This is a genomic window from Demequina sediminis (assembly GCF_030296675.1).
In the GTDB taxonomy this organism is placed as follows: domain Bacteria; phylum Actinomycetota; class Actinomycetes; order Actinomycetales; family Demequinaceae; genus Demequina; species Demequina sediminis.
In genome coordinates this window covers 707,478-728,884 of record NZ_AP027736.1, presented here as the reverse complement: position 1 = coordinate 728,884, position 21,407 = coordinate 707,478, and the positions used below count along the sequence as shown (strand labels likewise).

The following is a 21,407-nucleotide window of genomic DNA, read 5'->3' as shown; positions in this document are numbered from 1 at the left end:
TGCCGGGGCCGGCTTCGCGTTACGAGACCGGCTCGAGGGGCGCGTCGACCCGCAGGCGCAGTTCTCCCTCGCCGGCTCGCGAGAGGTCCTGCTGGCGGCGCCTCAACGCGTCCACGACGGACTGCGCCGCCCTGCGCGTGACGAGCAGGAACACCCCGTCCTTTGCGGGCACGATCGCGACCTCGGTGTGGCGCACGAGGCGTTCTCCCTCGACCCGCTCCGAAAGCGCGAGCGTGATGATGGCGGGGTCTCCCCACAGCCGGATCGCGCGTCGCATCGGAGGTAGCCCCAGGTCCGCACGCTCGCCGTATGCGTCCCACGCGGCCTCGGCTCCGGTCCACGCGACCATAGGGTCGCGCACCGCCGGCGGCAGCTGTCCCACCGCGACCACCTCTCCGCGCTCACCGCGCGGCCTCGCGAGGGCCGCGATGCCAAGCCACCACCGCAGGGCCTGCAGCTCCGCGCCCAGTCCCCCTCCGGCGGGAACGTCCGCGCCCACGATGACGATCCTCGCGTAGCCGCCCGCCACCGCGGGCAACGCCGCGGGCGTTGCCACGACGAATCCCTCATCCACCGCTCCGTCCGGAAGCGTCCCCACGGCCCCGGCGGACAGCGCGACCGGCGCGTCACCTGCCATCGCCCGCACCTGCTCGGCGATCCGCTCGACCCCTTGGCGCAGCTGCTTGGTCGCCGCGGAATGACACTCGGGGCAGTGCCAGTCGGGGTGCGGGGTGTCGCACTCGCCGCACCTCAGCGTCGCCGTCGCGGACTCCTTGCGCAACGGACCACCGCACGCGGTGCACGAGGACCACTCGCCGCAACGCGCGCACGCCGTGGCGCGTACGTAGCCGGCGCGGGGCACGACGATCCCCACGGGGCCGCTCGCGAGGGCATCGCGCGCCCCCTCCACACGGAGCCGGGCATCCAGTGCCAGCCGCTCGCGCCCTCGGCCTCGCGCTTCTGATCGTCGATCACCGTCATGAGCGGGGTCGAGGTGCGCACGAGAGCGCGCGGGACGTCGGCGCGCTCGGCCCATCCGTGCGCGACCAGCGCCATCGCCTCGACGCTGGGCGCGTAGCCCGCGAGGAGCATGCCCGCGCCAGCCTCGTCGGCTCGCATTGCCGCGACCGTCCGGGCGTGGGGGTAGGGCGCGTGGGGGTCCTCGTACACGTTCGAGGCCTCGTCCCACATCACCAGCAGTCCCAGGCCCCGGACCGGCTGCAGCGCGGCGGGGCGCGTGCCCAGCACGATGCGTGCGTGGCCCGTCATCGCCGCCAGGTAGTTGCCGAAACGCACCGCGGGCCCGTCCTCAGCGTGCACCACCGCGAAGTGTCCGCCCGAGCGCGCATTCCATCGCGACAGGCCCGCGCGGACCAGGGCGTCGCCCGCCGCGGCGAGAGCACGCGCGTCGGGCAGGATGACGAGCGCCGTCTGGCCACGCGCCGCGACGGCAGCCGCGGGAGACAACAGCGCGTCGATCGGGAGCCCGTGGCGCCGGGACGGGTCGGGCACCGCCTCCCACACGAGGCGCGCGCCCGCCGCGAGCGAGGCATCGTCCAGCGCCACCGCCGCGGCCTCCTCGGCAAGCGCCTCGTGAGCGAGCGCATAGGCCTGCTCGTCGTGATCGACGCCCGACCAGTCCCTCTTCTCCACGGCAGCGACCCTAGGCGGCGCCATGAGCCGCAGGACGTCCCACAGCCCGCCGCCGTAGCGGCGCGCCACCTGGCCCGCGAACGCGATCGCGTCCGCCGTGTACGAGGGCATGGCCGAGCTCGAGTGGATCGGGGCCAGCGTCCCCTCGAAGTCACTCGAGTCGGACAGTGCGGTCACCACACCGTTGATGAGCCGCCCCGCGAAGCGAACGCGCACCCTCGACCCGACGTCGACCACGCCGCGCAGCGCGTCGGGAATCGAGTAGTCGAACGGCCGGTCGAGGTGCGGCTGGGCACTGTCGACGCACACCTGCGCGACAGTGCGGGGCGCGGTGAGGTCTATACCGCGCTCCGCAGCGCGTCGGCGCGGTCGGTGCGCTCCCACGTGAAGTCGGCGAGCTCGCGGCCGAAGTGGCCGTACGCGGCGGTCTGGCGGTAGACGGGGCGGCGCAGGTCGAGCGCGTCGATGATCGCGCCGGGGCGCAGGTCGAAGACCTCGCGAATCGCGGCGACGATGCTCTCGTCGGGCACGGTCGACGTGCCGAAGGTCTCGACGTAGAGGCCCACGGGGTGCGCGGTGCCGATCGCGTACGCGACCTGCACCTCGCAGCGGCCGGCGAGTCCCGCCGCGACCACGTTCTTGGCGACCCAGCGCATCGCGTACGCGGCGCTGCGGTCCACCTTGGAGGGGTCCTTGCCTGAGAACGCGCCGCCGCCGTGGCGCGCCATGCCGCCATACGTGTCGACGATGATCTTGCGGCCGGTGAGTCCCGCGTCTCCCGCGGGTCCGCCGATCTCGAAGCGTCCCGTGGGGTTGATGAGCGAGCGGTGGGCGCTCGCGTCGAGCGCGTAGCGAGAGAGCACGGGGGCGATCACGCTCTCCTCGATCGCGCCTCGCAGGGTCCCGGTCTCCCACGACTCGGCGTGCTGCGTCGACACCACGACCGTGTCGACGGTGACGGCGGTGTCGCCGTCATAGCCGATCGTGACCTGCGCCTTGCCGTCGGGGCGCAGGCCCTCGACCTCACCCGAGCGGCGGACCTCGGCCAGCCGGGCGGTCAGCGCGTGCGCGAGGTGAATCGGAAGCGGCATGAGCTCGGGCGTGTCGCGGCACGCGTAGCCGAACATTAGGCCCTGGTCGCCCGCGCCGAGCTCGCCGGAGTCGGAGTCGGTCGCGTGGCCCACGCCCATCCAGATGTCGGGCGACTGCTCGCCGATCGACACGGAGACGCCGCACGAGTCACCGTCGAAGCCCACGCGCGAGGACGTGTATCCGATGCCGTTGACGACACTGCGAATGGTGCCGGGGATGTCGACGTAGGCCTCGGTGCTGACCTCGCCCGCGACGTGCACGAGTCCCGTGGTGACCATGGTCTCGACGGCCACGCGCGACAGCGGATCCTGGCGCAGCATCTCGTCGAGGATCGCGTCCGAGACCTGGTCGCAGATCTTGTCGGGGTGGCCCTCGGTCACGGATTCGGACGTGAACAAGCGCAACGAAGTCATGGCCGCCAGCATACTGGCGGGCGCCGACGCCGCCCCGCCTCGCGTCAGTCGCCGCGGACGCCGCTCTCCGTGCGCACCGCCAGCACCGCGTCGAGCACCGCATGCGCCACCGCAAGCTTCGAACCAGTGGCCCGTCCGACCTCGTTTCCCTCGGCATCGAGCATCGTCACCTCGTTGGGCACGTCCCCGAACCCGCGGCCCCCGCCGACGGGGTTGAAGACCAGGAGATCGGCCCCCTTGCGACGCGCCTTCGCGCGCGCGTGGTCGAGAGCCGAGGCCGCATCGTCCCCCGTCTCCGCGGCAAAACCCACGACGGTGCGGCCCTGAGTCGCGTCCCGCACCAGCGACGCGAGGATGTCCTCAGTCTCGACGAGCTCGAGAGTCATCCCGCCCGTGCCGTCCTTCTTGATCTTCGTGGCGGCGATCGCGCGCGGCCTGAAGTCGGCCACGGCCGCGGCCATGATGACGACGTCCGAATCGACGCCACGCACGGCCTCGGCGAGCTCCGCGGAGGTCTCGACATCGACGCGCGTGATCCCCTCGCCCAGCGGCAGGGCGACGTTCGCGGCGATCACGGTGACGGTCGCGCCTCGCTCGCGCGCCGCCTCGGCGAGGGCGAAGCCCTGCAGGCCTGTCGAACGGTTGCCCAGAAACCGCACGGCATCGAGGGGTTCGTGGGTGCCCCCGGCGGTGATGACGATGCTCAGCCCCGAGAGGTCTCCCCACGCACCGCGGATTCCCGCCTCGGGGGCACGGGCCTCGGCGGGGACGGCGCCCTCAGCGACGGCGTATAGCGCCGCGACCAGGTCCTCCGGTTCGGGAAGGCGTCCGGGCCCCGAATCGGGACCGGTGAGGCGGCCGACCGCGGGCTCGATCACCGTGACGCCGCGCGCGCGCAAGGTCTCGACGTTGGCCCGGGTCGACGCCTTCTCCCACATTTCGGTGTGCATCGCGGGCGCGACCACGACGGGTGCGCGCGTCGCAAGAAGCGCGTTACCCAGCAGGTCGCGCGCCTCGCCGTGGGCGAGCTGCGCGAGGAAGTCAGCGGTCGCGGGTGCCACCAGCACGATGTCCGCCTGCTGGCCCAGCCTCACGTGCTCGACCGCGGGCACGTTCTCGAAGGTGTCCGACGTCGCGGGCAGCCCCGACAGCGCCTCCCACGTCGCGCGCCCCACGAATTCGAGGGACGCGCGCGTCGGGATGACGCGCACCACATGGCCGTCCTCCTTGAGGCGCCTCAGCACGATGGCGACCTTGTAGGCCGCGACCCCGCCCGTGACGCCCAGGAGGACGCGCATGCGCTACTTCTCGGAGTCGCCGAGCTCCAGCAGGTTGCCCTGGTTGAGCTCGCGCAGGGCCACGGACAGGGGCTTGTCGGTGGTGTCGGCCTCGACGAGCGGGCCCACGTTCTCGAAGTGGCCCTCGCCGAGCGCCTCGTAATACGAGTTGATCTGGCGCGCGCGCTTGGACGCGTAGATCACCAGGGCGTACTTGGAGTCGACCTTCGCCAGCAGTTCGTCGATCGGGGGTTGGTGATGCCCTCGGGGTTCGCAACGGTTCCGGCCACAATCACTCCTCTAGTTGTGCAAAGACTCCGGGTATTCTACCCGGTCGCGCGGACCACCGAGAGGAGCTCGGCCGCGGCGCGCTCGACGGTGTCGTTGATGATCGTCTGATCGAACTCTCCGGCGGCGGCCATCTCCTCCCGCGCGGTCACGAGGCGGCGCTCCCGCTCCTCCTCGCCCTCGGTGCCGCGCCCGACCAGCCGAACGACAAGCTCCTCCCACGAGGGAGGCGCGAGGAAGACGAAGTGCGCGTCCGGCATCGTCTCCTTCACCTGGCGCGCGCCCTGCAGGTCGATCTCGAGCAGGCACGGGCGTCCCGACGCCAGGCAGTCGTCCACCGGCCCGCGCAGGGTTCCGTAGCGGTTGACCCCGTGAACCACGGCCCACTCGAGGAACTCGCCCGCCTCGACGCGCCGCGTGAAGTCATCCGCGTCGAGGAAGTGGTAGTCCACGCCGTCAGTCTCGCCGGGGCGAGGGTCGCGGGTCGTCGCGGAGATCGAGACGTAAACCTCGGGTGCCATGGCGCGCAGCGCGCGCACGACCGTCCCCTTGCCGACCGCGGTCGGGCCGGCAAGGACGACGAGTCGGCTCACCTGCGTTCGCGCTCGAGCAGGGCTTCGACCTGGTGCTGGCCCAGCCCGCGGATGCGCCGCGCGAGGGAGATGCCGATGTCCTCCATCACCAGTTGCGCACGCTTGGGGCCGATGCCGGGCAGGCACTGCAGGAGATCGCGCACGCGGATGCCGGCGAGGGCATCGTCCGCCTTGGCGCGGCGGATCGCCTCGGCGAGACTCATCTCTCCGCGCGTCAGCTCCTCCTTGAACACGCGGCGCGCGGAGCGCACCGCGGTCGCCTTCACCAGCGCGGCCGCGCGCTGCTCATCGGTAAGTTCCGGGGTGGCCATGGCCTATCCCTTCCGCTCGACCTGCGACTCGCGCAGGATGCTTGTCACGTCCGCGGCCGCCGCAACGACGGCTTCACGGAGTTTCTCGACGATGGGGCCTGCCTGAAGCACACCCCTCGACTGATTGACGAGCACGCAACCCCTCGCGTTCCCGAAGACCAGGGACAATTCTGCCGCACCCGCGCCCTGCGCACCCACGCCGGGCGACAGGAGCGGGCCATTGACCCGGTCGAGTTCGATGCCAAGACGCTGCACCGCGTCTCCCACGGTCGCGCCGACCACGAGGCCCACGCTTCCCATCGGACTGGCACCGCTGTTGAGCGCGGCCGCCGAGTCGGCGACCACGGCCGCGACGGCTCTGCCGTCCGGCGCGATGGCGTGCTGGACCTCCGCCCCCTCGGGGTTAGAGGTGAGCGCCAGCACGAAGACTCCCTTGCCGTGTTCCTGGGCGAGCTCAAACGCCGGGGCAAGCGACCCGAAGCCGAGGTACGGCGACACCGTCACCGAGTCAGCCTCGAGCGGCGCGCCGGGCCGCAGATACGAGTCCGCGTAGCCCTGCATCGTGGAGCCGATGTCGCCCCGCTTCGCATCGAGAATGGTGAGCAGCCCCACCTCGCGCGCCCTCCCGAGCAGCTGCTCGAGCGCCGCGACACCCGCCGAGCCGTGGCGCTCGAAGAACGCGGCGTTGGGCTTGATCGCCGCACAGGCGCCCGTGCTCGCCTCGAGCACGGCGTCGCCGAAGGTCACGAGGGACGATGCGGTGTCGGGAAGCCCCCACTGCGCGAGCAGTCCGGGGTGCGGATCGACGCCCACGCACAGCGGGCCGTGCGCGTCCATCGCGGCCGCGAGACGGGCACCAAACGTCATCGCTTCCTCCTTTGAGGCCGCGGGGACCGGCCTGCCATTGCTACTCTACCTGCGATGTTGAGGCCTCGCTGGGTCAACGTGCCGCGTCCTGAAGGCTCAGCACGTCGAACGGCCCCGCCTGCAGCGCCTCGATCGCGAGCACGGCGGCCGCGAGCTGCTGCGTGGTGGTCACGATCGCGATGTCGGCCGCGGTCGCGGCAGCACGGATCTCGTAGCCGTCGGCGCGCGCGCCCTGACCGGACGGGGTGTTGATAACCAGGTCCACCTTGTCCTCGTGAATAAGGTCGACGATGGTCGGCTCGCCGTTGGGGCCGCGTCCCTGCGAGTTCTTGCGCACCACCGTCGAGGGGATGCCCATACGCTGGAGGACCTGGGCGGTGCCCTCGGTCGCGAGGATCTCGAAGCCCAGCTGGCGCAGCCGCGCGATCGGGAACGTGATCGAGCGCTTGTCGCGGTCGGAGATCGACACGAAGGCCGTGCCGCCGGTGGGCAGCCCGCCGAACGCCGCGGCTTGGGACTTCGCGAACGCGAGTGGGAAGGTCTCGTCGAAGCCCATCACCTCGCCGGTCGAGCGCATCTCGGGGCCCAACACGGAGTCGACCGCGATCCCCTCGTGCGTGCGGAAGCGCTTGAAGGGCAGCACCGCCTCCTTGACCGCGATGCGCTGCGTCATGTCGATCACGCTCGCGTCGTGCTCGGGAAGCACGCCACGCGCCCGCAGCGACGCGATCGACTCCCCCGCCATGACCTCGGACGCCGCGCTTGCCAGCGCCACGCCCGTGGCCTTCGCGACGAACGGCACGGTGCGCGAGGCACGCGGGTTCGCCTCGAGGACGTAGAGGATGTCCGAAACCAAGGCGAACTGCACGTTCATCAGTCCCCGGACGCCGATGCCCCTGGCCAGGGCCTCGGTCGAGGTGCGGATGCGCGCGAGCTCCGCGGCGGACAGCGAGAACGGCGGCAGCACGCAGGCCGAGTCGCCGGAGTGGATGCCGGCCTCCTCGATGTGCTCCATCACGCCGCCGAGGAAGAGCTCCTCGCCGTCGAACAGCGCGTCGACGTCGATCTCGATTGCGTCGTCGAGGAAGCGGTCGACCAGCAGCGGCGCGTCGGTCGCGTGATCGCCCACGTCACCCATGCGCGTGCCGTAGTCGCGCAACTGCTCCTGCGAGTACACGATCTCCATGCCGCGGCCGCCCAGCACATAGGACGGGCGCACGAGCACGGGGTAGCCGATCCGCTCCGCGATCTCGACGGCCTCGTCGATGCCGTGCGCGGTGCCGTAGGCCGGAGCGGGCAGCTCGGCGGCCTCCAGCACGCGGCCGAAGGCCGCGCGGTCCTCGGCGTTGTCGATCGCCTCGGGCGACGTGCCCAGAATCGGCACCCCGGCATCGGCAAGGCGCTGCGCGAGCGACAGGGGCGTCTGCCCGCCCAGCTGCACGAACACGCCCTTCACCGGACCCGCGGCGAGCTCGGCGTGGTAGACGGCCATGACGTCCTCGAACGTGAGCGGCTCGAAGTAGAGGCGGTTCGCGGTGTCGTAGTCGGTGGACACGGTCTCGGGGTTGCAGTTGACCATGATGGTCTCGTAGCGGTCCTTGAGCGTCAGGGCCGCGTGGACGCACGAGTAGTCGAACTCGATGCCCTGACCGATCCTGTTGGGGCCGGACCCCAGGATCAGGATCGCCTCGCGGTCTCGCGGGCGGACCTCATCCTCGACGTCGTACGAGCTGTAGTGGTACGGCGTGCTCGCCTCGAACTCCGCGGCGCACGTGTCGACGGTCTTGAAGACGGGCTGGACTCCCAGCTCGCCGCGCAGTCGATAGACGTCACCCACCTCGAGGCCGCGCAGGGCCGCGATCTGGGTGTCGGCCAGGCCGTGCGACTTGGCCTCGCGCAGCAGTTCGGCCGTGAGGTCGGCGGCGCTCGCGACCCGCGTCGCGACCTCGTTCATGAGCAGCATCTGGTCGAGGAACCACGGGTCGATGCGACACGACTGGTAGACGTCGTCGAGCGTGATGGTGCCCGCCTCGACGGCGCGCAGGGCCTGCTGCACCTGCACGAAGCGCTTCTCGGTGGGCACCGCGATCTCGCGCAGCAACTCCTCGAGGGCCGCTCCCGACGGCACCGGGCCGTCCCAGTGGAAGTTCATGCCCTTCTTGTCGATCGAGCGCAGCGCCTTGCCCAGCGCCTCCGTGAAGTTGCGGCCCAGGCTCATCGCCTCGCCCACGGACTTCATGGTCGTCGTGAGCACGGGGTCCGCGGCGGGGAACTTCTCGAACGCGAAGCGCGGGACCTTCACGACGATGTAGTCGAGGGTGGGCTCGAAGCTCGCGGGGGTCGAGCCGGTGATGTCGTTCGGGATCTCGTCGAGCGTGTAGCCGATCGCGAGGCGAGCCGCGATCTTCGCGATCGGGAAGCCCGTCGCCTTGGAGGCCAGCGCGGAGGAGCGCGACACGCGCGGGTTCATCTCGATGACGATCAGTCGGCCCGTCTCGGGCTCGACGGCGAACTGCACGTTGCAGCCGCCGGTGTCGACGCCCACCTCACGGATGATCGCGATGCCCACGTCGCGCATGCGCTGGTACTCGCGGTCGGTCAGCGTGAGCGCCGGCGCGACCGTCACGGAGTCTCCGGTGTGCACGCCCACGGGGTCGACGTTCTCGATCGAGCACACGACCACGACGTTGTCGTGCTTGTCGCGCATCAGCTCGAGCTCGTACTCCTTCCACCCCAGGATCGACTCCTCGAGGAGCACCTCGGTGGTCGGCGAATAATGCAGACCGGCACCGGCGATGCGGCGCAGGTCCTCCTCGTTGTACGCGAAGCCGGAACCCAGCCCGCCCATCGTGAAGGACGGGCGCACCACGACCGGGTACTGCAGTTCCTCGGCGGCCGCGAGGCACTCGTCCATCGTGTGGCAGATCACGGACTTCGCCGAGTCCGCGCCGCAGCGCTCGACCACTCCCTTGAAGAGCTCGCGGTTCTCGCCCAGGTGGATCGCCTCGAGGTTCGCGCCGATCAGCTCGACGTCGTACTTCTCGAGGATGCCCGCCTCGGCGGCAGCGATCGCGGCGTTGAGCGCGGTCTGTCCGCCCAGCGTGGGCAACAGCGCGTCAGGGCGCTCCTTGGCGATCACGCGCTCGATGACCTCGGTCGTGATCGGCTCGACGTAGGTCGCGTCGGCGAACTCGGGGTCGGTCATGATCGTGGCCGGGTTCGAGTTGATGAGGATCACGCGAATCCCCTCGGCCTTGAGGACGCGGCACGCCTGGGTGCCGGAGTAGTCGAACTCGCAGGCCTGGCCGATCACGATCGGGCCGGAGCCGATGACGAGGACGGAGGAAATGTCGTCGCGCCGGGGCACTAGCGGTCACCCTTCATGAGGTCGAGGAAGCGGTCGAAGAGGTACGAGGCGTCGTGCGGTCCCGCCGCGGCCTCGGGATGGTACTGGACGGAAAACGCCGGCAGGTCGAGGCACTCGAGCCCCTCCACGACGTCGTCGTTGAGGCACACGTGGCTCACGCGCACGCGACCGTAGCCCGCGGGAGAGTCGGACTCCCCGTCGAGCGGGGCGTCCACCGCGAAGCCGTGGTTGTGCGCGGTGATCTCGACCTTGCCGGTCGTCCGGTCCATCACGGGCTGGTTGATGCCGCGGTGGCCGAACGCTAGCTTGTACGTCCCGTATCCGAGCGCGCGGCCCAGGATCTGGTTGCCGAAGCAGATGCCGAAGAAGGGCACCTTCGCGTCGAGCACCTCGCGCAGCGTCGCGACGGCGCGCTCCGCGGCGGCGGGGTCGCCGGGTCCGTTCGAGAAGAACACGCCGTCCGGCTTCATCTCCAGGATCGCCGATGCCGTGGTCGAGGAGGGCACCACGGTCACCCGGATGCCGCGCTGGGACATCTGCTCGGGCGTCATCGCCTTGATGCCCAGGTCGACGGCGACCACGTGAGCCTTCTCGTCTCCCTGCGCGGGCACGGTGTACGGCTCGGCGGTCGTCACCTCGTCCGCGAGGTGGGCGCCCTTCATCTCGGCCGCCCCGCGCACGCGGGCCACCAGGTCCTCCACGGCGACCGGGGCATCGTCGCTCCCCAGCGCCCGTCCCGAGAAGATCCCGGCCCTCATCACGCCGGCGGTGCGCAGAATGCGCGTGAGCTGACGGGTGTCGATCCCCGAGATGCCCACGATCCCCTGCGCGACCAGGTCGTCGTCGAGGGAGCGTTGCGCACGCCAGTTGGACGGCCGGCGCGCGGGGTCGCGAACGACGTAGCCGGCGACCCAGATGCGGCGCGACTCGTCGTCCTCGTCGTTGACGCCGGTGTTGCCGATGTGCGGCGCGGTCATCACGACGATCTGCTTGTGATAGCTCGGGTCGGTGAGAGTCTCCTGGTAGCCGGTCATGCCGGTGTTGAAGACGATCTCGCCGAGCGTCTCGCCGAGGGCGCCATACGGGCGGCCCTCGAACGTGCGGCCGTCTTCGAGCACCAAGACGGCGCGGGTGGCCTCGCTCATGCGAACGCTCCTTCGAAACGGGGGTCGAGGTGGGTGGGCACGCCGCGCAGCAGCGTGATGACGGCGCGGCCGGGCAGCTCGATGCCGCCGTACGGGGTGTTGCGGGCACGCGAGGCGAGGTCCTCGGGACGGACGGTCCACGCGGCCCGCGGGTCGACGAGCGTGATGTTTGCCGGCTCGCCCGCGGCGAGCGGGCGGCCGTGTGCGTCGTCGACGCTGCCGATGCGCGCGGGGGCCTCCGACATCAGTCGCGCGACGTCGCGCCACGTGGCGGCGCCGGTGTCGACCAGCACCTTCTGCACGATTCCGAGCGCGGTCTCGAGCCCGAGCATGCCGAACGATGCGGCGGCCCACTCGCAGTCCTTGTCCTCGCTCGCGTGCGGGGCGTGGTCGGTCGCGATGATGTCGATGGTGCCGTCGGCGACGGCGGCGCGCAGGGCGTCGACGTCCGTCTGGGTGCGCAGCGGCGGGTTGACCTTGAAGAGGGGGTCGTAGGTGCGCGCCTCCTCGTGCGTGAGGAGCAGGTGGTGAGGAGTCGCCTCGGCGGTGACATTGATCCCGCGTCCCTTGGCCCAGCGGATGATCTCCACCGAGCCTGCGGTCGACAGGTGCTGGACGTGCACGCGCGAGCCCACGTGCTCGGCGAGCAGCGCATCACGCGCGACGATCGACTCCTCCGCGACGGCGGGCCAGCCCGCGAGGCCGAGCTCGGCGGACACCTCGCCCTCGTGCATCTGCGCGCCCTCGGTGAGGCGCAGGTCCTGCGCGTGCTGGACCACGGCGCCGTCGAAGGCCTTCACGTACTCGAGAGCGCGGCGCATGATGACGGGGTCGTAGACGCATACGCCGTCGTCGGAGAAGAGCCGCACGCGGGCCTTCGAGTGGGCCATCGCGCCCATCTCGGACAGGTGCTCGCCCTTGAGGCCCACGGTGACGGCGCCGATGGGGTAGACGTCGACCAGCCCGATCTCCTGTCCCCTGCTCCACACCTGCTCGACCACGCCCGCCGTGTCGGCGACGGGGGTGGTGTTCGCCATCGCGTGGACTGCGGTCCACCCGCCGCGCGCCGCGGCGCGGGAGCCGGTCTCGATCGTCTCGGCGTCCTCGCGTCCCGGCTCGCGCAGGTGGGTGTGCAGGTCGACGAGCCCGGGCAGCGCGACCAGCCCGGTGGCGTCGATCACGACCGCCCCTCGGGCCGCGTGTCGGAGTCGACCGCGGTGATGACGCCGTCCTCGACCACCAGGGTCGCGACGGTGTCGCCGTAGAGGGAAGCGTTCTGGATGACGATGGGGCGACTCACGAGGCGCCCTCCTCTCCGGCTAGCAGCAGATACAGGGCGGCCATGCGCACGGCAACGCCGTTCGCGACCTGCTCGACGATCACGGAGCGTGACGAGTCGGCGGCCTCGGCCGAGATTTCGAGGCCCCTGTTCATGGGACCGGGGTGCATGACGATGCCGTGGTCGGGTAGTCGCGACATGCGGTCGGCGTCGAGACCGTAGAGGCGCGTGTACTCGCCGGGGCTCGGGAAGAACCCGCCTCCCGTCATGCGCTCGCGCTGGACGCGCAGCATCATGAGGGCGTCGATCTCGTGCGTCTCGAGTGCCTCGTCGAGCGTGTGCACCAGGGTGCACGGCCACGGCTCGATGCCCACGGGAACCAGGGTGGGCGGCGCGACCAGCACCACGCGCGCACCCAGGGTGTGAAGCAGGTAGACGTTCGAGCGCGCGACGCGGCTGTGCAGGACGTCGCCCACGATCGCGACGGTGAGGCCAGCGAGGTCCGCCCCCGTGGGGTCGCTCACCAGGTGGCGGCGCATCGTGAAGGCGTCGAGCAGCGCTTGCGTGGGGTGCTGGTGGGTGCCGTCCCCCGCGTTGAGGACGCTGCCGTGGAGCCAGCCGCCGTGCGCGAGCTGATACGCCGCGCCGGAGGCCCAGTGGCGGACCACCACGGCGTCGGCGCCCATGGCCTGAAGCGTGAGGGCGGTGTCCTTGAGCGACTCTCCCTTGCTCACGGAGCTGCCCTTGGCGGAGAAGTTGATGACGTCCGCGCTCAGTCGCTTGGCGGCCGCCTCGAACGAGATGCGCGTCCGGGTCGAGTCCTCGAAGAAGAGGTTGACGACGGTCTTGCCGCGCAGCGTGGGGAGCTTGCGCACCTCGCGCTCCTGGGTGGCGGCCATCTGTCCGGCGGTGTCGAGAAGCGTGATCGCGTCCTCGCGAGAGAGGTCACGCGTGCTCAGGAGGTGACGCATGCTCACTCCCCTTCCGCAAGATCACGGCGTCCTCGCCGTCGATCTCCTCGAGGCGCACGTCCACGCGCTCCGAGCGGGCGGTCGGGATGTTCTTGCCCACGTAGTCGGCGCGAATGGGAAGCTCGCGGTGTCCGCGGTCGACCAGGGTCGCGAGCTGCACGGCGGCGGGCCGGCCAAGGTCGCGGATCGCGTCGAGTGCGGCCCGGATGGTGCGCCCGGTGTGGAAGACGTCGTCGACCAGGACCACCACGGCATCGTCGATGCCGGCTGCGGGGACTGACGTCACGCCGATCGCTCGCGTGGGGTTCTTGAACAGGTCGTCCCTGTACATGGTGATGTCGAGCGCTCCGCAGCGGTGCTCGGCCTCGAAGCCGGGCTCGACCTGCGCGATGCGCGCGGCCAGCCGATGCGCCAGCGGCAGTCCACGCGTGGGAATCCCCAGCAGGACGATCGATGCTGCGCCGTCGTTGCGCTCCACGATCTCGTGGGCGATGCGCGTGAGGGCTCGGGCGATATCCGCCTCGCCCATGATGGTGCCAGTCACCTGGCGACCTCCTTCCCCGCCTCGCAGGACGGTCCTTAAAGGATGTCTGGGTTGTGACGGCAAGCCTACCCGACCCGTGGCGCCGCGACCTGCCACCCGCCGCCCCAGCTACCCCGACGGGCCGGCTCGCTCCTCGCCACCGGATCCGCCGCCCACGTCCCGGTCGGTCACCGTGGTGAGTGCCCGGAAGCCCGGCCGTGGTCGCCTTTCCGGGTCCACGGATCGCGGCGGGATGAACTCCGGGCTCCCCTGGCGCATCCTGATGGCCCAACCGTCATGGTGGATCCAGTGATGGCAGCCGACGCACAGCATGATGCCGTCGCGGACGTTCGTCTCTCCCCCGCGCTCCCACGGGACGATGTGGTGCACGTCGCAGTGACTCGGCGGGGCCCCGCACCAGGCGCAGCCGCGATCCCGCTCGGCGATCGCGCGCCGCTGAGCCGCGGTGAAGAGTCGCTTCGCGCGGCCGTGGTCGAGCACCTCGGAGCCCATGCCGAACACCGTAGGGACCACCTGCGCATCGGCCGCATGCCTGCGCAGCACCCCGACCGGCACGCGGACCGTGATGCCGTCGACGTCGCCGTACCCCTCGCCCGCCCGGAGGTCGGCAAGGCTCATGCGGATCGAGACCGTGGTCTTGACGCCGTCGTGGGTCGCGTCGCAGCCCGTGGCGTGTCGCCCCAGCCAGCCCAGTCCGTCCGCGCGCAGCTGGTCTCCCGTCCGCGCGTCCTGGGACTCCTGGTCGCGCCGCGCGCGGAACGCCTTCTTCACGTACCCCTCGACCGCCGCCTTGAGCGGCGCGGCGGTCATGGGATCCAGGAGAGCGGTGAGGCTCACCATGCCGTCGCGCTCCTCGCGGAAGCGTGCGAAGCGGCGCTCGTGGAGCTCCTCGTAGCGTTCCTCGGCCGTCACGGACGCGGTGAGATCCGCGGTGAGGGCGTGCGCGAGGGACCGCACGGTCCGCAGTGGCTGCCCCTCCGCCTTGGCGATCGCGGTCTTCTCCACCGCCTCAAGTGGCCGGCGCCCCAGCGGGGTCGTCCGCACGGAATCGTCCACGACGAGCCCCACCCGCTCACGTGCCTCGGGGTGCAGCATGAGCGCCTCGCGCAGCAGCGCGCACGCATCCGGGCTCAGCCGCCCCGCGCTCGCCGCGGCCGCGAGCAGCGGCAGGGGCGACACCGCGCCTCTCCCAGGCCCGGCACCCCTCCCAGGCCCGGCATCGTCCCCCAACCTGCCCCGAGCATCGTCCCCCGCCCCGGATCCGGCAGGCCCACCGGCCCCGGCAGACCCACCCGCGCCGCCGGGAGACCCGGCAATGAGGTGCCCCATGGTGCGCAGCCGCTCGGCCTCCGCCACGGTGCCACCGGTCTCGCTCGCGATGAGCTGGTCGACGGACCGGAAACCGGCCCGCCGCGCCATCCCGCTCGCCCCGGCCTGCGACCGACGGTCGAGGTCCGCGGAGATCAGCGCGAGCACCACGTCGATGTCGCGCCTCACCCCGACGGCCTCGCGCTTGAGCGCGAGCACCTCCCGCTCGGTGAGCGCGCCGACTCCCTCCGCACGGGCGCGCAGCCCGGCGAGAGCATCGGAGACCATGGAGAACGCCATGACCCCAGTCCATCACCGGGGTCTGACAGCGAACCCGGCAATCCGGACAAACGCCACGAAACTGTGGAGAACTACTTCGCAGCCTTCAGCGCCGGCGCCTCGCGCGCGATGGTCCCCAGGACTCCGTTGATGAAGGCCGGAGAGTCGTCCGTCGAGAGATCCGCGGCAAGCTTCACGGCCTCGTCAATCGCTGTACCCAGGGAGATCTCGTCGTTGCACAGGATCTCCCACGCCCCGATCCGCAGCAGCGCACGGTCCACCGCGGGCATCCGCGTGAGCTGCCACTCGGGCGAGGCGTCCTGGATGATCGCGTTGAGCTCGGGCCACCACTGCACCACTCCGCGCACGATCTGCTCGGCGTACAGCGGCAGCGGCGTCTCGCGGCCCGAGTCGACCAGCCGCGTCTGAAGCACCGACAGCACGTTGTCGCCGCGCTGGTCCGCCTCGAACAGGACGTCGAGGGCGCGCTTGCGAGCCTTGGTCCGGGCCGCCACTAGTCGTTGACGCGACCGAGGTAGTCCCCGGACGCCGTGTTGACCTTGACCTTGGTGCCCACCTCGAGGAACAGCGGGACCTGGATCTCCTTGCCGGTCTGGAGCGTCGCGGGCTTGGTGCCACCCGACGAGCGGTCGCCCTGCAGACCGGGCTCGGTGTACGTGACCTCAAGCACGACGGAGGCGGGCAACTCGAGGAAGATCGGGTTGCCGTTGTTCGAGCCGATCACGGCGGACTCGTTCTCGAGCAGGTAGTCGGTCGCGTTGCCCATGACGGCCTCGGACACGGGGATCTGCTCGAAGGACTGGGGGTCCATGAAGATGTAGGACGTGCCGTCGAAGTACAGGTACTGCATGTCGCGGCGGTCGACCGTCTCAAACTCGACCTTGGCACCTGCGTTGAACGTCTTGTCGACCACCTTGCCGGTCATCACGTTCTTGAGCTTGGTGCGCACGAACGCCCCGCCCTTGCCGGGCTTGACGTGCTGGAACTCGATGACGGTCCAGAGGTTGCCGTCGAGGTTGAGCACGGAGCCGTTCTTGATGTCGTTCGAAGTCGCCACAGGGGTGTCCTTTAAGAATGTCTGGGATGAAGTCCGCAGACGATTCTAGCCGACGCGCCGCGCGACGGCCTCGAGAGCCAGGCGGTACGAGTCGATCCCCAGCCCCGCGATGGTTCCCGTCGCGATACCGCTGATGACGCTGGTGTGACGGAAGGCCTCGCGGGCGTGCGGGTTGGTGAGGTGCACCTCGATCAGGTTGAGGCCCTCCGCGGTCACCAGCGCGGCCGCGTCCCGCAGCGCGTACGAGTAGTGCGTGAACGCCGCCGGGTTGATCACGACGTGGGTGCCGGCGTCGACGCTCTCGTGCATCCAGTGGACCAGGTCCGCCTCGTCGTCCGACTGGCGCACCTCGACGTCGAGACCCAGGTCCGCGCCCCACTGCGTGACCAACACGGTGAGCTCCTCGTGGGTGGTGCTGCCGTACTTCTCGGGCTCGCGCGTGCCGAGCCTGCGCAGGTTGGGACCGTTGACCACCAGGACGTTCATGCGGCCAGCGTAGCGGGGACGATGCCCCGGTTGGGTTGGGCGCGCGAAGGGACGATGCGGTGGTTCAGACATGCTGTGAGCTTTCCGGATTCTCCGGAGAGTTCACCGGCTACGCATCTCGTCTACGCGTGGGCGAGAGCGAACTCTAGCTTCGTGTGTAGCTCGTGACCCCATGCGTAGTCCTTGGACTCGCGTTGCGCGCGGCCGAGAACGATGCTCGGCGCCACCCCCAACGCGTCGGCGAGTGCCAGTACCGCTCCCGTATCGCGCGTCCGTGGAAGCCGGTCAACAACATCGGGCGGGATCAGCAGATCAGATGCGAAGGCGTTCGCCTCGTCCTCTGCCTGAGTCGCATCCCCGTTGACATACAACTCCTTGTCGCCGTGGAGGAGTACGTGACCGATCTCATGGAACAGCGTGAACCACATCTGATCATCGCGTTTCCACAACAGGGAGAGCTGGACGATGGGGCGCCCATTGAGCCATCGTGTCGCGCCGTGAATGCCGAGGCCCGGCACGGCTGGCACGAAGCAAAGGACCACGCCGACCTCAAGGAGCCGAGCCCTCGCCTCATCGATGGCGGCGACCGGCTCCGCGGCAGTGAGCGCCCGTAGCGACGGCAGAAGGAGCTCGAGGCCACGCCGGTCAAACGGAGGCATGCCGTCGAGTCCATCGTGGTGGCGCTCGGCGAGGGCGAGCCAGGTCGCCAGCGCAGGTGCGTGATCACGCCCCACCGCCGACCGCCGATACGCCACGCTTCCCTGTCGCCAGGTGTCGTCGAAGGCGTCAAGGGTCGCGACGCCCAGGATCCCGAGCAACTCGCGCACGGAATCCGCGTGGTTTCGGGCGGGTGCCTTGATGTACCCCCACTTGCGCAGATAGCTAAGCGGGAACTGCTTTGCTTGTTCGTACTGCGCGGCGAGTCTTTCCGTCTCCTCGCCACGAGCGAGGTCGCTGCGATAGCCGCTCTCATACTGATTCCAGATGCGCGCGGGCACGCCCGTGACACGCTCGAGCGCGAGGGAAAGCGGGTGCGACAACGGCGCCTTGCCGCTGAGCAACTCGCTCACATGCTTGCGTGTCACTCCCAGGCGGCGCGCCAGTTCGGCGGCGTTGATGCCCTCACCTTCCATCCACTCGGATATGAAGTCGCCAGTGGTGACGATGTAGGTGGGCTCGGCGGACACGGTGTCCTCCTTTCGACTCGGCAGCATCTGGTCAACGACGGTGATAGTCGACGATCTCGACCACCAGCACCGTGAGCACGTTGTCCGGGCACGGCTCGACGATGAGGCGCCAGTTGGCACTGAGTCTCGCGGACCACTGCCCGGATCTATCGCCGCTGAGCTGTTCCCAGCGACCGGTGCCGACCAGGAGATCCGCCGGCTCGGTGGCGTACCTCAATTCGGCGATACGCAACATGAGCGCCTTCGCGACATGGGCGTCGAGCGTGCGCTTCATGTAGCGCTCGTCGGTGCACTGCCGCTCAAGGTCGCGGGTCGCGTACTCGAGGTGCATGACTAGATGTTACCCAAATCGTAACACCACGACCAGTGTCGTGGATAGAGGCGTGTCGCGGGACAATGCGGGGCGGCCTCATGCCGACACGGCAGCGTACGCACCCTGCAGGATCGCAGGGTCTGGCCCCTCGAAGCGCACGGGGTTCTGGAGCCCGTTGAGAATCACAAAGCGCAGCAGGTCGCCGCGCGTCTTCTTGTCCCGGCGCATCGCGGTGAGCAGGGCGTCCCAGCGGTGCCCGGGGTAGGTAGTTGGCAACCCCAGGCCGGAGAGGATCGCGCGGTGGCGGTCCACCTCCTCCTCGGTGAGCTTGCCCGCCAGGTGCGCGAGCTCCGCGACGAACACCATGCCCACCGACACCGCCGCGCCGTGACGCCACTGGTACCGCTCCGTGTATTCGATCGCGTGCGCGAAGGTGTGGCCGTAGTTGAGGATCTCGCGCAGGTAGGACTCCTTGAGGTCCGCGGCGACCACGTCCGCCTTCACCTGGATCGCGCGGGTGATCAGCTCGATCAGCACCGCACGCGTCGCATCGTCCAGGTTCCCGTCGCGACTCTCGCCGCGCAGCAGCGTGAGGTTGTCCTCGACAATCGTCAGGATCTCTGCGTCGCGGATGAACCCGCACTTGACCACCTCGGCCAGCCCCGCCACCAGGTCGTGCTGCGGAAGCGTGTCGAGGGCGCGCACGTCACACCACACGCTGAGCGGCTCGTGAAAGGCGCCGACCAGGTTCTTGCCCTCGGCCGTGTTGATGCCCGTCTTGCCTCCGACGGCCGCGTCCACCATCGCGAGAAGCGTGGTGGGAACCTGAATCACGCCGACCCCACGCAACCAAGTCGCGGCGACGAACCCGGCGAGGTCGGTCACCGCTCCCCCGCCGAACCCGATGACCACGTCGCTGCGCGTGAAGTCGGACTTGCCCAGGACACCCCAGCAGAACGCGAGCACCTCGGCTGACTTGCCCTCCTCCGCGTCGGGCACCTCCGCGATGACCACGGTGAGCCCACGCGCGTCGAGAAGCGCCTTGAGGTTGTCGACGTGGCGGCGCAGCGGCGCGGCGGTCACCACCAGGACCCGCATCGCGGCCTCCGGCACCGAGTCGGCGACGTCCTGGAGCAGGTTCTCGCCGATGGTGACGTCGTACGGTGCAGCCGTCGCGACGTGGACGATGCGGGGGTCGTCGTGCGGTGGTCGGGCATGGCTTCTCCGTTCAGCCGGCAGTGGCGTCGATCGCCTGGACGATCTCGCGGGCGGCCTGGTTCGGGGTGAGCTTGTCGGTGAGCACCGTGACGGTGGCGAGGCGCTCGTAGATGGGTCGACGCGCCTCCATCAGGTCGAGCCACTGACGGCGAGGGTTGCCCACCAGCAACGGGCGCGCGTTGTTGAGGCCCACGCGCGGCGCGGCGGCACTGAGCGAGACGTCGAGGAACACGACCGCTCCCCGCGCGCGCCGTACGCCTCGAGCAGTGCCTGCGTCTCCGGCGCGAGGACCGCGCCGCCGCCCAGCGACAGCACGCCCACGTGCTCAGCCACCGCGGTCGCGACCGCGGTCCGTTCGAGCGCACGGAACGCCTGCTCGCCGTCGTCGACGAAGATCTCCGCGATCTCCTTGCCGGCCGTCGCCTCGATATCGGCGTCGGTGTCCCGGCGTTCGACGTCCCACAGCGTGGCGAGTGCCTTGGCCACGGTCGACTTCCCCGAGCCTGGCGGGCCGATCAGCACCGCCCTGGGCCCGTTGCCCACGCCCGACATCAGCGCAGGTGCTCCGGGATGGAAGCGACGTAGGACTCGATGTTGCGGCGAACCTCGTCGACCGAGTCGCCGCCGAACTTCTCCAGCAGCGCGTCGGCGAGCGTCAGCGCGACCATGGCCTGGGCGACCACCGCGGCCGGGGCCACCGCGCACACGTCGGAGCGCTGGTGGATGGCCTTGGCTGCCTCGCCCGTGGCTGTGTCGATGGTGTCGAGAGCACGCGGCACCGTGCTGATGGGCTTCATGGCGGCGCGCACGCGGAGCGGCGCACCGTTGGTCATGCCGCCCTCGACGCCTCCGGCACGGTTGGTGCGGCGCTGGACGCCGTCAGCGCCGTACTCGATCTCGTCATGGGCCTGCGAACCGCGGCGAGCGGCGGTACGGAAGCCGTCGCCGACCTCGACACCCTTGATGGCCTGAATGCCCATGAGCGCGGCCGCGAGGCGCGCGTCGAGCCGGCGGTCCCAGTGAACGTGGCTGCCCAGGCCCACGGGAAGGCCGTAGGCGACCACCTCGACCACGCCGCCGAGCGTGTCGCCGGCCTTCTGGCAGTCGTCGATCTCGGCGAGCATCGCGGCCGAGGTCTCGGCGTGGAAGCAACGAATCGGGTCCGCGTCGAGCTGGGGCGTGGCGTGCGCGGGCGGCAACGGCGCATCGTCCGGAACGGCGACGGGGCCCACCTGGACCGTGTGCGACACCAGGGCGACGCCGGCCGCCTGCGCGAGGAAGTTCTCGGCGACCTGGCCCAGCGCAACCCGCGCGGCCGTCTCGCGTGCGCTCGCGCGCTCGAGCACGGGCCGCGCATCGTCGAAGCGGTACTTGGTCATGCCCACCAGGTCGGCATGACCGGGGCGCGGGCGCGTGAGAGCGGCGCCGCGGGCGCCGGCGAGCTCCGACTCGTCGATCGGGTCGGCCGACATCACGGTCTCCCACTTGGGCCACTCGGTGTTCCCGACCATGACCGCGACGGGGCCGCCCTGGCTCAACCCGTGGCGCACGCCGCCCAGGATGGTGACCTGGTCCTGCTCAAACTTCATGCGGGCGCCGCGCCCGGCGCCCAGTCGGCGGCGGGCCAGCGCGTCCTGGATCTCCTGGCTGGTGATCTCGACGCCGGAGGGCAGACCCTCGAGCGTGCCGACCAGCGCGGGGCCGTGCGATTCTCCTGCGGTGAGCCATCTGAGCATGG

Annotated in this window: 22 protein-coding genes and 1 pseudogene; all 23 read right to left on the bottom strand. The window is 70.4% G+C overall.

Going from position 1 to position 21,407, the window contains the following annotated elements; genetic code table 11:
• Positions 1-19: 19 nt before the first annotated feature.
• Positions 20-781 carry a hypothetical protein gene (locus tag QUE44_RS03765; protein WP_286215940.1) on the bottom strand — a complete coding sequence of 254 codons (762 nt, stop codon included), beginning with the start codon at positions 779-781 and terminating at the stop codon, positions 20-22.
• Positions 751-1,962, bottom strand: coding sequence for a primosomal protein N' family DNA-binding protein (locus QUE44_RS03760; RefSeq protein ID WP_286215939.1), 1,212 nt, complete (start codon positions 1,960-1,962; stop codon positions 751-753). Before QUE44_RS03760 ends, QUE44_RS03765 begins: the two co-directional genes overlap by 31 nt.
• 29 nt (positions 1,963-1,991) lie before the next feature.
• The gene (gene metK, locus QUE44_RS03755; protein WP_286215938.1) at positions 1,992-3,158 is read right to left on the bottom strand and encodes a methionine adenosyltransferase; all 1,167 of its coding nucleotides are present in this window, start codon (positions 3,156-3,158) and stop codon (positions 1,992-1,994) included.
• 44 nt (positions 3,159-3,202) lie between these two features.
• On the bottom strand, positions 3,203-4,456 hold the full coding sequence (gene coaBC / locus QUE44_RS03750; protein ID WP_286215937.1) for a bifunctional phosphopantothenoylcysteine decarboxylase/phosphopantothenate--cysteine ligase CoaBC: 1,254 nt from the start codon (positions 4,454-4,456) through the stop codon (positions 3,203-3,205).
• A 3-nt stretch (positions 4,457-4,459) separates the two neighbouring features.
• Entirely contained in the window at positions 4,460-4,639 is a 180-nt protein-coding gene (gene rpoZ / locus QUE44_RS03745) for a DNA-directed RNA polymerase subunit omega (RefSeq protein WP_286215936.1), read from the bottom strand.
• A 122-nt stretch (positions 4,640-4,761) separates the two neighbouring features.
• Positions 4,762-5,316: a guanylate kinase gene (gmk, locus tag QUE44_RS03740; protein ID WP_286215934.1), complete on the bottom strand. Its 555-nt coding sequence runs from the start codon at positions 5,314-5,316 to the stop codon at positions 4,762-4,764.
• Positions 5,313-5,627 (bottom strand): integration host factor, actinobacterial type, encoded by a 315-nt coding sequence (mihF, locus tag QUE44_RS03735; protein WP_286215933.1) that lies wholly within the window; start codon positions 5,625-5,627, stop codon positions 5,313-5,315. Before mihF ends, gmk begins: the two co-directional genes overlap by 4 nt.
• 3 nt (positions 5,628-5,630) lie before the next feature.
• On the bottom strand, positions 5,631-6,494 hold the full coding sequence (gene pyrF / locus QUE44_RS03730; protein WP_286215932.1) for an orotidine-5'-phosphate decarboxylase: 864 nt from the start codon (positions 6,492-6,494) through the stop codon (positions 5,631-5,633).
• Between the two features lie 73 nt (positions 6,495-6,567).
• Positions 6,568-9,861 carry a carbamoyl-phosphate synthase large subunit gene (carB, locus tag QUE44_RS03725; RefSeq protein ID WP_286215930.1) on the bottom strand — a complete coding sequence of 1,098 codons (3,294 nt, stop codon included), beginning with the start codon at positions 9,859-9,861 and terminating at the stop codon, positions 6,568-6,570.
• Positions 9,861-11,006, bottom strand: coding sequence for a glutamine-hydrolyzing carbamoyl-phosphate synthase small subunit (gene carA / locus QUE44_RS03720; RefSeq protein ID WP_286215929.1), 1,146 nt, complete (start codon positions 11,004-11,006; stop codon positions 9,861-9,863). Before carA ends, carB begins: the two co-directional genes overlap by 1 nt.
• Positions 11,003-12,294: pseudogene (locus tag QUE44_RS03715) on the bottom strand (dihydroorotase). The gene carA and the pseudogene QUE44_RS03715 overlap by 4 nt, the downstream one beginning before the upstream one ends.
• Before the next feature lie 8 nt (positions 12,295-12,302).
• Positions 12,303-13,256 (bottom strand): aspartate carbamoyltransferase catalytic subunit, encoded by a 954-nt coding sequence (locus QUE44_RS03710; RefSeq protein WP_286215928.1) that lies wholly within the window; start codon positions 13,254-13,256, stop codon positions 12,303-12,305.
• Positions 13,231-13,785 carry a bifunctional pyr operon transcriptional regulator/uracil phosphoribosyltransferase PyrR gene (gene pyrR / locus QUE44_RS03705; protein ID WP_286216661.1) on the bottom strand — a complete coding sequence of 185 codons (555 nt, stop codon included), beginning with the start codon at positions 13,783-13,785 and terminating at the stop codon, positions 13,231-13,233. Before pyrR ends, QUE44_RS03710 begins: the two co-directional genes overlap by 26 nt.
• A 123-nt stretch (positions 13,786-13,908) precedes the next feature.
• Positions 13,909-15,408 carry an HNH endonuclease gene (locus QUE44_RS03700; protein ID WP_286215927.1) on the bottom strand — a complete coding sequence of 500 codons (1,500 nt, stop codon included), beginning with the start codon at positions 15,406-15,408 and terminating at the stop codon, positions 13,909-13,911.
• 71 nt (positions 15,409-15,479) lie between these two features.
• A complete protein-coding gene (gene nusB, locus QUE44_RS03695) occupies positions 15,480-15,902 on the bottom strand; it encodes a transcription antitermination factor NusB (protein ID WP_286215926.1) in 423 nt (140 codons plus the stop codon).
• Positions 15,902-16,465, bottom strand: a complete 564-nt coding sequence (gene efp / locus QUE44_RS03690) for an elongation factor P (RefSeq protein WP_286215925.1) — start codon at positions 16,463-16,465, stop codon at positions 15,902-15,904. Before efp ends, nusB begins: the two co-directional genes overlap by 1 nt.
• 45 nt (positions 16,466-16,510) lie before the next feature.
• Positions 16,511-16,951 carry a type II 3-dehydroquinate dehydratase gene (gene aroQ / locus QUE44_RS03685; RefSeq protein WP_286215924.1) on the bottom strand — a complete coding sequence of 147 codons (441 nt, stop codon included), beginning with the start codon at positions 16,949-16,951 and terminating at the stop codon, positions 16,511-16,513.
• 122 nt (positions 16,952-17,073) lie between these two features.
• Positions 17,074-18,138, bottom strand: coding sequence for an ImmA/IrrE family metallo-endopeptidase (locus tag QUE44_RS03680; RefSeq protein ID WP_286215923.1), 1,065 nt, complete (start codon positions 18,136-18,138; stop codon positions 17,074-17,076).
• 31 nt (positions 18,139-18,169) lie between these two features.
• Positions 18,170-18,469: a type II toxin-antitoxin system RelE/ParE family toxin gene (locus QUE44_RS03675; RefSeq protein ID WP_286215921.1), complete on the bottom strand. Its 300-nt coding sequence runs from the start codon at positions 18,467-18,469 to the stop codon at positions 18,170-18,172.
• Positions 18,470-18,547: 78 nt separating this feature from the next.
• Positions 18,548-19,639 carry a 3-dehydroquinate synthase gene (gene aroB / locus QUE44_RS03670; RefSeq protein WP_286216659.1) on the bottom strand — a complete coding sequence of 364 codons (1,092 nt, stop codon included), beginning with the start codon at positions 19,637-19,639 and terminating at the stop codon, positions 18,548-18,550.
• A 40-nt stretch (positions 19,640-19,679) separates the two neighbouring features.
• Positions 19,680-19,901 (bottom strand): shikimate kinase, encoded by a 222-nt coding sequence (locus tag QUE44_RS13965; protein ID WP_350226889.1) that lies wholly within the window; start codon positions 19,899-19,901, stop codon positions 19,680-19,682.
• Positions 19,799-20,212, bottom strand: a complete 414-nt coding sequence (locus QUE44_RS03665) for a shikimate kinase (protein ID WP_350226888.1) — start codon at positions 20,210-20,212, stop codon at positions 19,799-19,801. The genes QUE44_RS13965 and QUE44_RS03665 overlap by 103 nt, the downstream gene beginning before the upstream one ends.
• Before the next feature lie 8 nt (positions 20,213-20,220).
• A complete protein-coding gene (aroC, locus tag QUE44_RS03660) occupies positions 20,221-21,405 on the bottom strand; it encodes a chorismate synthase (RefSeq protein WP_286215920.1) in 1,185 nt (394 codons plus the stop codon).
• Positions 21,406-21,407: the final 2 nt, after the last annotated feature.

What these genes read in the sequence shown, in the direction of transcription:
- pyrF (WP_286215932.1), bottom strand. Translation starts at nt 6,494, where the DNA reads ATGACGTTTGGTGCCCGTCTCGCGGCCGCGATGGACGCGCACGGCCCG.
- QUE44_RS03700 (WP_286215927.1), bottom strand. Translation starts at nt 15,408, where the DNA reads ATGGCGTTCTCCATGGTCTCCGATGCTCTCGCCGGGCTGCGCGCCCGT.
- coaBC (WP_286215937.1), bottom strand. Translation starts at nt 4,456, where the DNA reads ATGCGCGTCCTCCTGGGCGTCACGGGCGGGGTCGCGGCCTACAAGGTC.
- aroQ (WP_286215924.1), bottom strand. Translation starts at nt 16,951, where the DNA reads ATGAACGTCCTGGTGGTCAACGGTCCCAACCTGCGCAGGCTCGGCACG.
- mihF (WP_286215933.1), bottom strand. Translation starts at nt 5,627, where the DNA reads ATGGCCACCCCGGAACTTACCGATGAGCAGCGCGCGGCCGCGCTGGTG.
- pyrR (WP_286216661.1), bottom strand. Translation starts at nt 13,785, where the DNA reads ATGGGCGAGGCGGATATCGCCCGAGCCCTCACGCGCATCGCCCACGAG.
- aroC (WP_286215920.1), bottom strand. Translation starts at nt 21,405, where the DNA reads ATGCTCAGATGGCTCACCGCAGGAGAATCGCACGGCCCCGCGCTGGTC.
- carA (WP_286215929.1), bottom strand. Translation starts at nt 11,006, where the DNA reads ATGAGCGAGGCCACCCGCGCCGTCTTGGTGCTCGAAGACGGCCGCACG.
- QUE44_RS03710 (WP_286215928.1), bottom strand. Translation starts at nt 13,256, where the DNA reads ATGCGTCACCTCCTGAGCACGCGTGACCTCTCTCGCGAGGACGCGATC.
- QUE44_RS03675 (WP_286215921.1), bottom strand. Translation starts at nt 18,469, where the DNA reads ATGCACCTCGAGTACGCGACCCGCGACCTTGAGCGGCAGTGCACCGAC.
- metK (WP_286215938.1), bottom strand. Translation starts at nt 3,158, where the DNA reads ATGACTTCGTTGCGCTTGTTCACGTCCGAATCCGTGACCGAGGGCCAC.